The organism is Flavobacterium sp. 90, assembly GCF_004339525.1.
Taxonomy (GTDB): Bacteria; Bacteroidota; Bacteroidia; order Flavobacteriales; family Flavobacteriaceae; genus Flavobacterium.
Map to the genome: position 1 here is coordinate 5,381,129 of NZ_SMGE01000001.1, position 13,846 is coordinate 5,394,974.

The 13,846-nt window shown below is 31.7% G+C and carries 13 protein-coding genes; 4 read left to right on the top strand and 9 right to left on the bottom strand.

What is annotated here, in order from left to right; all coding sequences use genetic code 11:
* Window positions 1-141 precede the first annotated feature (141 nt).
* Entirely contained in the window at window positions 142-1,542 is a 1,401-nt protein-coding gene (mnmE, locus tag C8C83_RS21735) for a tRNA uridine-5-carboxymethylaminomethyl(34) synthesis GTPase MnmE (protein WP_132011905.1), read from the bottom strand.
* 183 nt (window positions 1,543-1,725) lie between these two features.
* On the opposite strand from mnmE, the gene C8C83_RS21740 reads away from it, so the two are divergent.
* Window positions 1,726-2,559 carry a universal stress protein gene (locus C8C83_RS21740; RefSeq protein WP_121330657.1) on the top strand — a complete coding sequence of 278 codons (834 nt, stop codon included), beginning with the start codon at window positions 1,726-1,728 and terminating at the stop codon, window positions 2,557-2,559.
* A 68-nt stretch (window positions 2,560-2,627) separates the two neighbouring features.
* Window positions 2,628-4,400, top strand: a complete 1,773-nt coding sequence (locus tag C8C83_RS21745) for a DNA mismatch repair protein (RefSeq protein ID WP_121330658.1) — start codon at window positions 2,628-2,630, stop codon at window positions 4,398-4,400.
* A 268-nt stretch (window positions 4,401-4,668) separates the two neighbouring features.
* On the opposite strand, the gene C8C83_RS21750 is transcribed toward C8C83_RS21745, so the two are convergent.
* The 8 genes from C8C83_RS21750 to C8C83_RS21785 all read right to left on the bottom strand — a co-directional run bounded on the left by C8C83_RS21750 (window position 4,669) and on the right by C8C83_RS21785 (window position 12,108).
* Complete coding sequence (locus tag C8C83_RS21750) at window positions 4,669-5,298, bottom strand: DsbA family oxidoreductase (protein WP_121330659.1); 630 nt, start codon at window positions 5,296-5,298, stop codon at window positions 4,669-4,671.
* A 372-nt stretch (window positions 5,299-5,670) separates the two neighbouring features.
* Window positions 5,671-6,789: a DNA polymerase III subunit beta gene (dnaN, locus tag C8C83_RS21755; protein ID WP_099712608.1), complete on the bottom strand. Its 1,119-nt coding sequence runs from the start codon at window positions 6,787-6,789 to the stop codon at window positions 5,671-5,673.
* 107 nt (window positions 6,790-6,896) lie between these two features.
* On the bottom strand, window positions 6,897-8,582 hold the full coding sequence (gene gldG / locus C8C83_RS21760; protein ID WP_121330660.1) for a gliding motility-associated ABC transporter substrate-binding protein GldG: 1,686 nt from the start codon (window positions 8,580-8,582) through the stop codon (window positions 6,897-6,899).
* Window positions 8,582-9,307, bottom strand: a complete 726-nt coding sequence (gldF, locus tag C8C83_RS21765; RefSeq protein ID WP_121330661.1) for a gliding motility-associated ABC transporter permease subunit GldF — start codon at window positions 9,305-9,307, stop codon at window positions 8,582-8,584. The genes gldG and gldF overlap by 1 nt, the downstream gene beginning before the upstream one ends.
* A 91-nt stretch (window positions 9,308-9,398) precedes the next feature.
* A complete protein-coding gene (locus C8C83_RS21770) occupies window positions 9,399-9,962 on the bottom strand; it encodes a hypothetical protein (protein ID WP_121330662.1) in 564 nt (187 codons plus the stop codon).
* Between the two features lie 127 nt (window positions 9,963-10,089).
* Window positions 10,090-10,464 carry an NTF2 fold immunity protein gene (locus C8C83_RS21775; RefSeq protein ID WP_121330663.1) on the bottom strand — a complete coding sequence of 125 codons (375 nt, stop codon included), beginning with the start codon at window positions 10,462-10,464 and terminating at the stop codon, window positions 10,090-10,092.
* Between the two features lie 141 nt (window positions 10,465-10,605).
* The gene (locus C8C83_RS21780) at window positions 10,606-10,902 is read right to left on the bottom strand and encodes an antibiotic biosynthesis monooxygenase family protein (RefSeq protein ID WP_099707964.1); all 297 of its coding nucleotides are present in this window, start codon (window positions 10,900-10,902) and stop codon (window positions 10,606-10,608) included.
* A gap of 378 nt (window positions 10,903-11,280) precedes the next feature.
* Entirely contained in the window at window positions 11,281-12,108 is an 828-nt protein-coding gene (locus C8C83_RS21785; protein ID WP_121330664.1) for an SAM-dependent chlorinase/fluorinase, read from the bottom strand.
* Window positions 12,109-12,359: 251 nt separating this feature from the next.
* On the opposite strand from C8C83_RS21785, the gene C8C83_RS21790 reads away from it, so the two are divergent.
* The gene (locus C8C83_RS21790; protein WP_056190794.1) at window positions 12,360-13,310 is read left to right on the top strand and encodes a PhoH family protein; all 951 of its coding nucleotides are present in this window, start codon (window positions 12,360-12,362) and stop codon (window positions 13,308-13,310) included.
* Between the two features lie 123 nt (window positions 13,311-13,433).
* Entirely contained in the window at window positions 13,434-13,796 is a 363-nt protein-coding gene (locus C8C83_RS21795) for a DUF1801 domain-containing protein (protein WP_121330665.1), read from the top strand.
* The last annotated feature ends 50 nt before the right edge of the window (window positions 13,797-13,846 follow it).

The window sequence follows — 13,846 nt, forward strand, 5'->3', positions numbered from 1 at the left end:
TTTGAGGTACAATTGAGGTACAAAAATATGCAAAAAATAGTATTTCTTCCAAATAGAAAACGACATAAAAAAATGCTATAATGTTTATTTATAGCATTTTAACGTTTTGTTTAGTAGTGTGTTTTGTGTTGTTTTACTGCCTTATTTTCCGATACAGAAATTAGCAAAAATATTCCCCAATAATTCGTCATTAGAAACCTGACCAGTAATAAGGCCAAATTGATATAAAGCTTCACGAATATCAAGAGCAATTAAATCGCTTGAAAGATTTGTTTCCAAACCGTATTTTACCTTTTGTATTTCGTCTAATGCTTTAAGTAAAGAATCATAATGTCTTGTATTTGTTACGATAGTTTCGTTGTTACGAAGAGCGCCGGTATTTACAAAAGAAAGTAATTCATTCTTTAAATCATCAACACCAATTTTCTCTTTAGCAGAAATTAATAAAAGTTTTGCGTTTAAGTTTTCAAGCTTAGAAGTGATGTTTAAAACTTCATCAGCAGACAAAATATCTTTTTTATTGACTACAATTACCAAAGGTTTTAATGGATATTTATTTTTGATTTGTTCAATTTCAGAAACAAACTCAGAACTTGAAATCTGAAATTTTAAACCATCAAACAAATAAATAACAACCTGTGCCTGATCTATTTTTTCGAAAGTTTTTTTGATTCCGATGCTCTCTACAACGTCTTTAGTTTCACGAATTCCAGCCGTATCAATAAATCTAAAACCAATTCCGCCAATCACTAATTCATCTTCAATAGTATCACGAGTTGTTCCGGCAATGTCAGATACAATGGCGCGTTCTTCGTTTAATAAAGCATTCAATAAAGTCGATTTTCCAACATTTGGTTCCCCAACAATCGCAACTGGAATTCCGTTTTTAATCACATTTCCAACTGCAAACGAATCAATTAAACGCTTTAGAACGAATTCAATTCTGTTCAATAATTCATGAAATTGAGTTCTGTCGGCAAATTCTACATCTTCTTCTGCAAAATCTAATTCCAATTCGATTAACGAAGCAAAATTCAAAAGTTCTTCACGCAGTTTTGCGATTTCGTTACTAAAACCACCACGCATTTGCTGCATCGCAATTTGGTGTGAAGCTTCATTATCTGACGAAATCAAATCTGCAACAGCTTCTGCTTGTGATAAATCCAACTTCCCGTTAAGGAAAGCTCTAAGCGTAAATTCACCCGCATCAGCCATTCTACAGCCTTTTCTCAATAATAACTGAATAATTTGCTGCTGAATATAAGTTGAACCGTGACAAGATATTTCGATGGTATTTTCGCCAGTATAAGAATTAGGTCCTTTAAAAACAGAAACCAAAACTTCATCAAGAGTTTTTGAATCATCGACAATATGACCCAAATGCAAAGTATGTGTTTTTTGCTGCGTTAAGTCTTTGTTCTTTATAGATTTAAAAACCGAATTTCCGATGGTAATAGCGTCAGAACCCGAAATACGAATGATAGCAATAGCTCCAGCTCCGGATGGAGTAGCCAATGCAACTATAGAATCTTGATTTATCATGCTGCAAAGGTATAAAAAAGCGATAAAGATAGCAACCAGGAACTGATGCTGAAAATGAGTTTTTTAAACCAAATAAAACGCATTTTTAACAGAATATTAAATGTTAAAATACTGATAATTATCAGGTTGTTTTGTTTTTAGAATGATTAAATTTGAGAAACAAACCACTTAATCTCAGTCAAAATGAAAAAGATATTATTTCCAACAGATTTTTCCGAAGCAGCCACAAATGCTTTTGTTCATGCTTTAGAATTTGCCAAAATTGTTAATGCAGAACTTATTTTGTTGCATACTTTTGAGATTCCGGTTTATGATAGCCAGTTTTTTCCTGAAAATTATGCCTCGATTTATAGTTCTATAGAATTAGCAAAATTTGAAATGTTTAAGGATGAAATTCCTAAACTTAGAGCTATCGCCACAGAACGAAAATTGGACGACATCGTAATAAAACATCGTTTAATGGATGGTGATTTAATCTATAATTTAAAGAATGCTGTCGAAGAAGATAAAATCGATTTTGTAATAATGGGAACTTCCGGAGTTACGGATTGGACAAAATTCTTTCTGGGATCAAATACAAGCTCTGTAATTTCAGAAGTAAAAGTTCCGGTTCTATGTATTCCTGCTGATGCTAAATTCAAGAAAATTAAAACAATTGCCTTCACAACGCGCTATCGTGAAAAAGATAAAACAGAGTTGAGAAAAGTTCTTGAAATTGCAAATAAAACAAAAGCAAAAGTAAAAAGTTTATACGTTAGAACTTCTAATTCAGATGTTTCAGATGCAACAATTAAAGAATGGGAAAAAGAATTTGCAAATGATAATGTCGAATTTCTAGTTTTACCAAGTGACGAAGTAAAAGAGACAATTCTTGATTTCATACTCTACAAAGATGTTGATGTTTTGACGACAATAACTCACAAAAGATCTTTCTTCGAAAGTATATTTGAATCTAGTTTTTCTAAGAAAATTACAAAAGAAGTTTCTATTCCGGTTTTGGTAATGCATGAAACCTAAAATCTAATACCTATTGATGGTGTTTTGTAAGCGTAAAACCTATATTTGTATTTCATTAAAATATAAAAATGGAAGCATACAATAATAAAGTTGAACACTATACTACACTTTTTCATAAAATCAACAAAAGATACAATAGCATAAGTATTCTGCGTCTTTTAACCGTTTTTCTTTGTTTGTTTATGTTGTTTTATTACATAAAAACCAATGAAATTCTTTACGTAGTTCTTGCTTTTCTATCTTTTGTTGGTTTTATTTTTTTAATGAGAGTTCATTCAAAATTATCTTTCCAGAAAGAACTTACTTCTGCAATTTTAAAAATCAATAAAAATGAGATTACGTATTTAAAAAGAGAGAAAATCCCTTTTGAAAACGGAATTGAATTCAATGATTTTCATCATCCTTATGCTTACGATTTAGATATTTTTGGAGATCATTCTTTATTTCAGAATATAAACAGAACAGCAACTTTTATCGGAAAAAAAACATTAGCAAATCAATTATTGAAGTTGTTACCTAATGAAACAATTCTTGAAAATCAGGAAGCAATTAACGAGTTAAAATCTAAAATTGACTGGCGTCAGGATTTCCTGGCTTTGGCGACTGTCAGTAATGACAGTAAAAACTCATATGATTCTTTAATTCATTGGAATTCATTTAAAAATAATTATTTACCTAAAGTATTAGTAGCACTTTCAATTATTCTCCCAACATTGTTTTTTGGGTTTTTAGTAGCTTATTATATAACTTCAAAAATGATTTTGTTATCCTATGTGACTTATATTTTTATAGCCAACATGATCGTATTAGGACAATCCTTTAAGAGAATACAATCGGAAATTGCAAAGGCTGATAATATTGATAAAATCATTAAACAATATAGTTTATTGGTTAAGAAAATTGAAAATGAAACTTTTCAATCCAAGAAATTAATCGATTTACAACAGCAACTTATTTTTAAAAAGGATACGGCAAGTAAACATTTAAATGATCTTTCGGAGTTATTTTCAAGAATGGACACGATTAATAATTTTGTAACTGCAATTGTATTCAATGGTACATTTTTATTTAATCTTCACGTTTTAAAAGCATTATTAAAATGGAAAGAAAACTATTCGACAGAACTTGAAAAATGGATTGAAATTATTGGAGAATTTGAAGCTTTAAATAGTTATGCAAACCTGGCGTATAATAATCAGGATTTTGTTTTCCCGGAAATCAATTCAGAATGTAAAATTGGATTTTCAGATTTAAGTCATCCGTTGTTAAATCCGGCGACTAGAGTAGGGAATGATACTCATTTTTATCCGGAATCGTTTATGATTCTTACAGGTTCTAATATGTCGGGTAAAAGTACTTTTTTAAGAAGTTTAGGAATCAATATGGTTTTAGGTGGAGTAGGTTCAGTTGTTTGTGCTTCAAAAGCTAACATTCATCCACTTCCAGTTTTAGTTTCAATGCGTTTATCGGACTCCTTAGCAGATAGCGAATCATATTTCTTTGCCGAAATTAAGCGCTTAAAGCAAATTATGGACGCCTTAGAAGATCAACCTGCGTTCGTTTTATTAGACGAAATTTTAAGAGGAACAAACTCTGACGACAAAAGAAATGGAACAATTGAAGTTGTGAAAAAGATCATTGCAAAAAAAGCCATCGGAGCAATCGCAACGCACGATATAGAAGTGTGTTTGACAACAAATGAATATCCGAATATCTTAACGAATCAATGCTTTGAAGTCGAAATTAAAAACAACGAACTTCATTTTGATTATAAACTTCGCAGCGGAATCTGCCAGAATAAAAGCGCAACGTTCTTAATGCAAAAAATGGGAGTGATTTAAAAAGAGGAAAGATGTTAGAAGCAAGATTTTAGAGTATAGAATAAAGAGTATAGATGCAAGATATTTTACTTTGTGGTTACGTTGTGCTCTTCGATTTCGCTCAGAGTGACAAGGAGTGTGTGTCATGCTGAGCGAAGTCGAAGCAGTTAAATTGAATCTAATTAATTTCAATCTTAAAGCTGTCAGGAGGATAAAAATCTATACTCTTTATTCTATACTCTAAAATCTTGCTTCTAGCTTCTTTCTTCTAACATCTTTCTTCTAAAAATCACTTCAATCCCTCCTTAATAGTCTGTACAAAAGCTTCAACTGGTTGCGCTCCTGAAACTGCATACTTTCGATCAAAAACAAAAAACGGAACACCTTGCACTCCAATTTCATTTGCTTCATGAATATCAGTATGAACATCACTTAAATATAGATTCTCATTCTCTACAACTTCTTGCACTTCTTTCGAATCTAAACCTGCCTGAACTCCAAGTTGTATTAAAGTTTGATTGTCATTTAGATCTTTTCCTTCCGTAAAATAAGCTTTAAAGAAAATTTCTTCCATTTCGTCGCCTAATTTTTTGGCTTTAGCCAAATGTATAATGCGATGTGCTGTCAAAGAATTCGAGATAATCGCTTTGTCAAAATGATAATCCAAACCAACGCTTTTTGCGCGTTCTACGACACCTTTGTGCATTTCTATTGATTGTTCAACAGAAATGCCTTTTCGCTCAGCTAGAAACGTATAAACGTCTTTTCCTGATTGCGGCGTAATAGTTGGATCAAGTTGAAAGCTTTTCCACTCAATTTCAAATTCTCCATTTGGAAACTCCGCTAAGGCTGTTTCCAGTTGTCTTTTTCCGATGTAACAAAACGGACACATGATGTCCGACCAAATTTCTATTTTCATATTACAAAGTTAAAGAAAATTTGTTTCAGGTTTCGAGTTTGCCTCTGTTGTGTTTTTTTACCGCAAAGCTCGCTAAGGTTTTTCGCAAAGTTCGCAAAGCTTTGCGAACTTTGCGTTTATAAACATAATCTGAATACAAAAAAACTTTGCGCCTTTGCGGTAAAATCAGCACAATCCATAATCGCATTTCAACCTGGAACTTGAAACTTGAAACAAACAAAAATCACCTAAAAATAAAAAACCGCAACTCTTTATAGGAATTGCGGTTTCTAGGTATAAAAAATGGTTGGTTAATAGCGATATTTTTTTTACAATGATATGTCTTTAATTTGAAATTAAAAAAAATCCCTGTAACAAAAAGATGTTTTGATGTTAACTATTTAACATTACAGGCATTACCAACATTGTAACAGTTTCTCCTTCTTCTAAACCATCAACTGGCGTAAGAATCCCGGCCCTGTTAGGTAATGACATTTCTAACATAATCATATCAGATTGTAAGTTAGTCAACATCTCCGTTAAAAAACGAGAGTTGAAACCAATTTGAAGATCATCTCCTTGATAATCACAAGTCAATCTTTCTTCGGCTTTGTTTGAATAGTCAATATCTTCGGCAGAAACATTTAATTCAGCTCCGGCGATTTTTAGACGAATTTGGTGTGTGGTTTTGTTTGAGAAAATTGCCACACGACGAACAGAACTTAAAAATAAAGAACGGTCAATCATTAATTTGTTTGGATTTTCTTTTGGAATTACCGCTTCATAATTAGGGTATTTTCCATCAATTAAACGACACATTAAGATATAATTGTCAAATGAGAAAGTCGCATTTGAATCGTTGTATTCAATTTTTACTTCAGCATCAGAAGATCCAAGAATACTTTTTAAGATATTCAAAGGTTTCTTTGGCATAATAAAATCAGCAACCTGAGACGCTTTTACATCTGTACGCGCATATTTTACTAATTTATGAGCATCTGTTGCCACAAAAGTTAAACCTTCTGGTGAGAACTGAAAGAAAACTCCAGACATTACCGGACGTAAATCGTCGTTTCCGGCAGCAAAAATAGTTTTGCTTACAGCAGTTGCTAAAACATCTGCAGGAACAAGTGTAACAGAAGGATCTTCAAGACTTACTGCTTTAGGAAATTCTTCTCCTGCAGCATATGCTAATGCATATTTTCCTGAGTTTGAACTAATCTCGACTGTATTGTTTTCTTCAACTGTAAAAGTTAAAGGTTGTTCTGGAAACGTTTTTAAAATTTCAAGCAAAAGTTTAGCTGGAACAGCAACACTTCCTTTACTTGTAGAATCGATTGATAATGTAGCCGACATTGTAGTTTCAAGATCCGATGCCGAAACTGTCAACTCACTATTGTCTAGTTCAAATAAAAAGTTATCTAAAATAGGCAACGTATTGTTACTGTTGATTACACTACCTAAAACTTGTAATTGTTTTAATAAGTACGAACTCGATACTATAAATTTCATCTCTTTTGTTTTATTTTTTTGCACTTTTCCTTAGTATTTCTTCAACTAAGATAGGTTTTACAAATATATCGTAAACAATCTTAGTTTCGCAATTTTTTTATTAACATCTATTTGCTGTATTTTCTTTTTCGCAAGTAAGTAAATACGATTCCAAAAACTAATAAAATTAGAATTGGAAGTCCGATAGTTATGAATTGTGTTACCGTATAATTCTCGTAAACCTTCTCTTTGTCTAATAATGGTAAGCTGACATCTTTACTTCTAATGTTAATAAGTCCTGTGTCATCCAACAAATAATTAATACAATTCATCATAAAATCTTTGTTGTCGTATAGGTTTCCAGTACGTTGATCGTAACCCAATTCAACCGGCATCATGTTTTTGTCTAATTGATTTTTTGCAAGATCTCCATCAGCAATTACAATCATTTTGTTTGGTTTTCCTTTTGTTAAAAATGAATTTTCTTTGAAAGGTAAAACGCGATTCTCAAAAGCCGAATTGAAAGAACCTTCTAATAAAACAGAAAGCGGAATATTTCCTTTGTTTATATAATCCTGTGGAGAACTTTTTTCTGTTACAATATTTAAATTGATTTCTGTAGGAGTTCCAATTACTTTCGAATATTGAGACGATTGTAATAAGACAGTTTTTTTGATTCCGTTTTTTAAAGTATCGATTGGACTTGCGAAATCAAATTTAATCTGACCTAGATTTTTTACTATTGGATTATTGCTTACAGGAACTACAACAGGAGAATATTTCCAAACAAATTCCTGATATTGTGTAGCGCTTCCTTGTTCGCCAGTAGCTAATTTTATTGGACTTCCTTGTTCGTCTTTTACCAAATCAGGATTAATTCTGAATCCGTATTTAAAGAACATATCATTTAGATTCAAATCTCTGGGATATGCTAAAGTTGCTCCCGATTGATTGTACAAACTATCCATGTCTGCAGCAACCTGATCGATTAACCACAACGTTTTTCCGCCATTCATGATAAACTGATCCAAAACCTGTTTTTCTTCGTCAGAAAAAGTTTCTGTTGGTTTTGAGATAATTGCAAGATCGTATTTCTTTAAAGCATCTAAAGTTCCGTTTGGATCTTTGGCAACAGAATCTAACGTAAAAGGTCCAATGTAGTAGCTTTCGCGAATTTGCTGTAACATTTTGGCAATGTGAATTTCGTTCAATTCTCCATTTCCTTTTATGATTGCAACTTTCTTTTGTCTGTCTTTTGATATTTTATTAATAGCATCGGCAATTGAATATTCTAAATGCTGAATCGATCCAATTACTTTTTGCGTTGTCGAAGCGCCCATTATGTTTTTCAACAAAGGAATATTGACTTCTTTATTGTTATAAACCGCAATTGCCCAAGGAAAAACCATTGCCTGAGATTGTTTTCCTTTATCGTCGACAGTGATGTTTATTGGCGTAAGTCCTTTTTGATACAAAGATTTTACAACATCCATGCTTTCGTCTTTGTTTTCCATTGGATTTACAAATTCGAAAACTATATTACTGTTATAAGCCTGAAATTCTTCTAGTAATTGTCTGGTTTCTTGTTGTAAACGCTTAAAATCCGCAGGTAAATCGCCTTGCATGTAAATCTTAATTGACAACGGATTTTTAACCTGTTTTACAATCTGTAAAGAGGTTTCAGATAAAGTATATCGTTTGTCTTTTGTTAAATCAAATCGGTGGAAAAATAAACTTCCTAATACATTTAAAACAATTAAAACAAAAACTGTAATACCTAATGTTTTGATATTTTGTTGAGTAGACGCTTTCATTAGGCTTTAAAAGATTTTAATTGATAAACAGTAAAAGACAGAAATAATACAGTAATGCTCAAAAAATAGATAACATCACGAGTATCAATTACGCCTCGACTCATACTTTTAAAGTGATCCTGCATACCAAAAGCCGAAACAATTGTAGAAGATCCCGGAATTAATGAAGCTAAACCTTCAAATCCAAAATAAAAGAAAAAGCATATGAAAACAGCAATTATAAAAGCTACAATTTGATTTTCTGATAACGTAGAAGTGAAAATTCCAATCGCAGAATAAGCAGCAATCAAAAACAATAATCCAAAATAAGAACCAATCGTGCTTCCCATATCGATATTTCCTTCAGGCGAACCTAAATCAGAAATTACTTTTACATATATAAAGGTTGGAATAATTGCCAAAACAATCAATAGGAGTGAACCTAAAAACTTTCCGTTTACGATTTCCCAATTTGATAATGGTTTTGTTAAAAGCAATTCCAGTGTTCCTTGTTTTTTTTCGTCAGAGAAACTTCTCATTGTAACCGCCGGAATCAGGAAAATCAAAATCCATGGCGCTAATGTAAAAAACGGAGTCAAATCAGCAAAACCGGTATTTAATATATTGTAATCTCCTTCGAACACCCATAAAAATAGTCCGTTGCTAATTAAGAAAATAGCAATGACCAAATAGCCAATAGGAGAACCAAAAAAGGATTTTATTTCTCGTAAAATGATTGATTTCATTTAATTGTTGTTTAATCGTTTATTTGTTTAAATCGTTGATTTGTTTCAGATTTTTCTTGTTTCAAGTTTCAGGTTTGGAAAAAGTGATGAACTAAATTAATTCTCGTTTCTCTTGCTCTGACTTTAGTTCTTCAAAATGCGAAATATATGATTTTCTATTTTTTTTATACATTTCGGAAAAATCCATTCCTCTATAATATTCAATCAATTCTGCAAGTTCATTATCTGTCAAATTATTTATTGCTTTGAATTTGAGTGAATCATTAAAAGGTTCTTCATATTTTTCATTTAATATTTCTGTTGCTTTTTCTTTCGCCGGAATATTGTCTAACTCTGTTATTTTGAATTTATTCTTTTGCAATTCTTTTTCGCCAATTATACTCAGATATTCTTCAATAATACTAGCATCAATTTCAATTGCACCTTTTCCAGACTTATGCCTGTCATTCCCATTTTTTTTAACTCCGGAAATCCAATAATTAATTCCGGTTTCAAGGTCAAAATAGTTACTTGAAATTCCTTTTCCTTTTTTGTAAATGTTTCCATTGAAGTAAATTGTTTGCTTCGTTTTGGAGAAAAAACACTTTCCAATCCATGCTTTTCCATCGTGATTTGTTTCAGTTTTATTTTCAACATATACAATTTCAGATTTCATCTTATTTTTGCTTGAGTGATTGTTTGTTTCAGGTTTCAGCTTAGCGAACTTTAAACTTTACCAAGCTTTCTAAATATATCTTTTGCGTTCTTTGCGGTTAATTCATTTTTATTTAAAATGCGTTGAATTATTTTCCGTGTGTGATTTTAATAACCTGCGAATTTCTAGCATCAATAATTATTAGAAATGTTCCTCCCGAATAATCTGCGGGTAAAGTTCCAGAAATAACCCAGTAATTTTCTAATAAGTAGGTTTCATACGGTTTTTGTTTTTCTATATTTTCTTTTCCGTAGATGTCAATTAGAATTGGTTCTGCGACTTTAATTGCTGTAACACTATCTTTAATTATTAGCTCTTTATAATCAATAACATTATGTTGTGATTTTTTAGATAAAGCAATTTTTAGTTCTTCTTTTGCGTTTTCTTTCCCTAAAACTAAACGTTTGTTTTGTGCACAACTCCCAAGTGTAACTAGTAAAAGAGATAAGAAAAAGTATTTCATAGTTAATATATTATTTTATTTCAAGTCCAGCTTAGCGAACTTTGCATTTTATCAAACCTTAATCAATACAAACTTTGCGAACTTTGCGGTTAATTCGTTCCAATTTTCAAATCCAGCATATAACTTGAAACATGAAACATTTTATACCAAAGAAACCAACTTATCTACGCTCCAAGCTTCTGGTTTAGCATTAAACAATTGCTTTGTAAAACTCCAAACAGTATTAAAAAGTTCCGATTGTCTGTAATTTTCTAAATCTTCTTCGGTTTCCCAATAGCTATAAGTAAAAAATATGCATTTATCGTTTTTGTCCTGATACAATTCTAAAAAACGGTTTCCATCTGCTTTTCGTATTTTGTCTTTTACGGATTCAAAATTCTCAAGAAAGTCAGGAATTTTTTCTTCGTGAAAGCTCATTTTGACTATTCGAACAAACATATTTTAATTTTAGATTTTAGATTGCTGATTTTAGATTTTTTGTTGAAGTCTAAAATTATTTCAGGTGCGCAAAAATACCAAAATTGATTGTTCTTTTTATTAAAATTTAAAATATTATAAAAGCTATTTTTTTCGGATTATTAAGTTCAGCCATAGCCCGTGGTTTCAACCATGGGAGCGCAATGAATGCTTAAAGAATTTAATAATACGTTTCCCAAGGTTGAAACCTCGGGCTATGCTTAAAATGTAGCGAATAATTCCCTTCAGACAAACATAAAAAGTAAAGGAAAAATCAGTGTAAATCTGTCAAATCAGTTTAATCAGCGAGCTATTTTTGCGTTATCAAAGAATCTATCCCGAGACTTCGGGACTAAAATCTTAAATAAATTTAATCGTAATAACATCTCGATAATTCAATCCTAAAAGACTATTTGCCGAACCAACTTTTGAAGGATTACTTCTAAAAATGGCAATTTCGAGAAAACCGGCTTCATTAAAAATGGCTAGTTTTTCTCCTTCATACGTTTTTATCGGATATTTATCTGATGTTGCAATAGCAGAATAATTAGGCAAAATAGTTTTGATACTTTTTGGCTTCATAACGATTTCGTACGGACGTCCTTTTGCGATTTCGATAAATTGCTTTTTCGAAATATTTGTTACGACGTTCCCAAAATGATCGATATAAATCACGTATCCTTTTATCGAAGTTCCGTCATTTGAAATTACAGGTTGTAGTTCTGTAATTTGTTTAATTTCCGAGATTTCTTTTCCGATAACATTCAGTAATCCGCCTTTAGAAATATGGGAAGCTACTTTTATAAAAATATCCAAATCACTGAATTCACTCGGAAAACGGTCGTGTATATTAATAGAAACAATTTTTTGCGGAACAATTTTCTGCGTAAGCATACTTAGAATCCCATTATCGGCACAAATAAAGAAATGATCGTTCCATTCCATTGCAATGTGCTGATTCTCTTTATTGCGTTCAATATCGACTCCAATTAAGTGTACAGTTCCTTTTGGAAAACTAAGATAAGATGCGCCAACAACGTAACTTGCTTCGGCTGTGTTGAATGGATCTATGTCATGCGAAATATCCACAATTGTAACCTCTGGATACTCTGATAATATTTTACCCTTTAGCGAACCAACAAAGTGGTCTTTTAAGCCGTAATCGGTAGTAAGGGTAATTATTGACATAATTTTGTTTATAACTATTGGTAGTATTTAAATCTAATTTTCATTAAATTTGAGAAATGCAAAGCTAATAATAGTAATTGCAAAATGAAAGAAAGAAAATACAAATTGTATTTAAAGTCTCTCCCGATAGCTATCGGGATCAGTCTCAGTCGTAGTGACTAAAAACTGGCACAAAAACTGCAAGTATTAAAAAGACCCGACAACCACTAAATTATAAAAACTGATTTATTTTTAATTTAAAACTATCTCATTTGAACGAAAGAATTATCGAGCTCATAGACATCGCTCCAAAAGACTTTTGGGGCGCTCAAGACACTCATCTTGAAATAATTAAAAAGTATTACCCAAAGCTTAAAATAGTAGCGAGAGGTACCACTTTGAAAGCATTTGGCGAAAAAGAAGTTCTAGATGAATTCGAAAAAAGATTTCAGAGGCTTATGCTTCATTTTACCCGATACAACAACATTGATGATAATGTAATTGAACGTGTAATAATGAGTGATGGTCAGGATGAAAGAAAATCATATGATCATGACAAAATATTAGTTCATGGTGTTGGCGGTAAAATAATTAAGGCTATGACGCCTAACCAACAATTATTGGTAGATACCATCAAGAAAAATGATATGGTATTTGCAGTTGGTCCTGCAGGAACCGGAAAAACGTATACGGGTGTTGCAATGGCGGTTAAGGCACTTAAAGACAAGGAAGTAAAAAGGATAATACTAACGCGACCAGCGGTAGAAGCAGGAGAAAATCTTGGTTTTTTACCCGGCGATATGAAAGAAAAACTAGATCCTTATATGCAACCGCTTTATGATGCTTTGCGCGACATGCTGCCTAACGAAAAACTCGAAGATTACATTTTGAAAGGAATTATACAAATTGCGCCACTTGCATTTATGCGTGGACGTACGCTTGATAACGCCTTTGTAATTCTCGATGAAGCACAGAATACGACACACTCGCAAATGAAAATGTTTTTGACCCGTATGGGTAAAAATGCCAAATTCATGATTACGGGTGATCCTGGACAGGTCGATTTACCACGCAGAACTATTTCTGGTCTTAAAGAAGCTATTTTAGTTTTGAAAGATGTTGACGGAATCGGAATTATTTATCTTGATGATAAAGATATCGTTCGTCACAGATTAGTCAAAAAGGTAATTGACGCTTATAAACAAATAGAAAATCACGATTAATTTTATAAAGTGTCAAATGTAAATCGTGTAATGTGTTTTGACATTTATTAATATTCGTTTTATACATATCTTTGATTAGAAATGTGTAAAACGAATATTTTTTTGTTCTAAATTTTCAAAGTAATGAAACAACTGGATGATTTCTATTTAAAGCAAGAAGAACCTATAAAAGGGATATTTCTTGCATTGAAAGAAATTATTCTGAAACAAGACACAGACATTACAAATGTTTTAAAATACGGAATGCCATTTTTTTGTTATAAAGGGAAAATGTTCTGCTATTTGTGGACTCATAAAAAACACAAACAACCTTATATTGGAATTGTTGAAGGAAAACATTTCGACGAGTCTTTTTTACTTCAGGAAAATCGGTCGAGAATGAAAATTATGCTTTTTAATACAAATGAAGATTTGCCTTTGGAACAAATTGAAGTTATTATACAAAAAGCAATAAAATTATATAAATCAGGAATTATACAAGTTTAAAATAGGTATAAAACAATATTTAACTAAATAGTTAAATAAATAATAAACTT

Coding starts and splice junctions, on each gene's coding strand:
- mnmE (WP_132011905.1), bottom strand. CDS start 1,542: ATGATAAATCAAGATTCTATAGTTGCATTGGCTACTCCATCCGGAGCT.
- C8C83_RS21740 (WP_121330657.1), top strand. CDS start 1,726: ATGAAAAAGATATTATTTCCAACAGATTTTTCCGAAGCAGCCACAAAT.
- C8C83_RS21745 (WP_121330658.1), top strand. CDS start 2,628: ATGGAAGCATACAATAATAAAGTTGAACACTATACTACACTTTTTCAT.
- C8C83_RS21750 (WP_121330659.1), bottom strand. CDS start 5,298: ATGAAAATAGAAATTTGGTCGGACATCATGTGTCCGTTTTGTTACATC.
- dnaN (WP_099712608.1), bottom strand. CDS start 6,789: ATGAAATTTATAGTATCGAGTTCGTACTTATTAAAACAATTACAAGTT.
- gldG (WP_121330660.1), bottom strand. CDS start 8,582: ATGAAAGCGTCTACTCAACAAAATATCAAAACATTAGGTATTACAGTT.
- gldF (WP_121330661.1), bottom strand. CDS start 9,307: ATGAAATCAATCATTTTACGAGAAATAAAATCCTTTTTTGGTTCTCCT.
- C8C83_RS21770 (WP_121330662.1), bottom strand. CDS start 9,962: ATGAAATCTGAAATTGTATATGTTGAAAATAAAACTGAAACAAATCAC.
- C8C83_RS21775 (WP_121330663.1), bottom strand. CDS start 10,464: ATGAAATACTTTTTCTTATCTCTTTTACTAGTTACACTTGGGAGTTGT.
- C8C83_RS21780 (WP_099707964.1), bottom strand. CDS start 10,902: ATGTTTGTTCGAATAGTCAAAATGAGCTTTCACGAAGAAAAAATTCCT.
- C8C83_RS21785 (WP_121330664.1), bottom strand. CDS start 12,108: ATGTCAATAATTACCCTTACTACCGATTACGGCTTAAAAGACCACTTT.
- C8C83_RS21795 (WP_121330665.1), top strand. CDS start 13,434: ATGAAACAACTGGATGATTTCTATTTAAAGCAAGAAGAACCTATAAAA.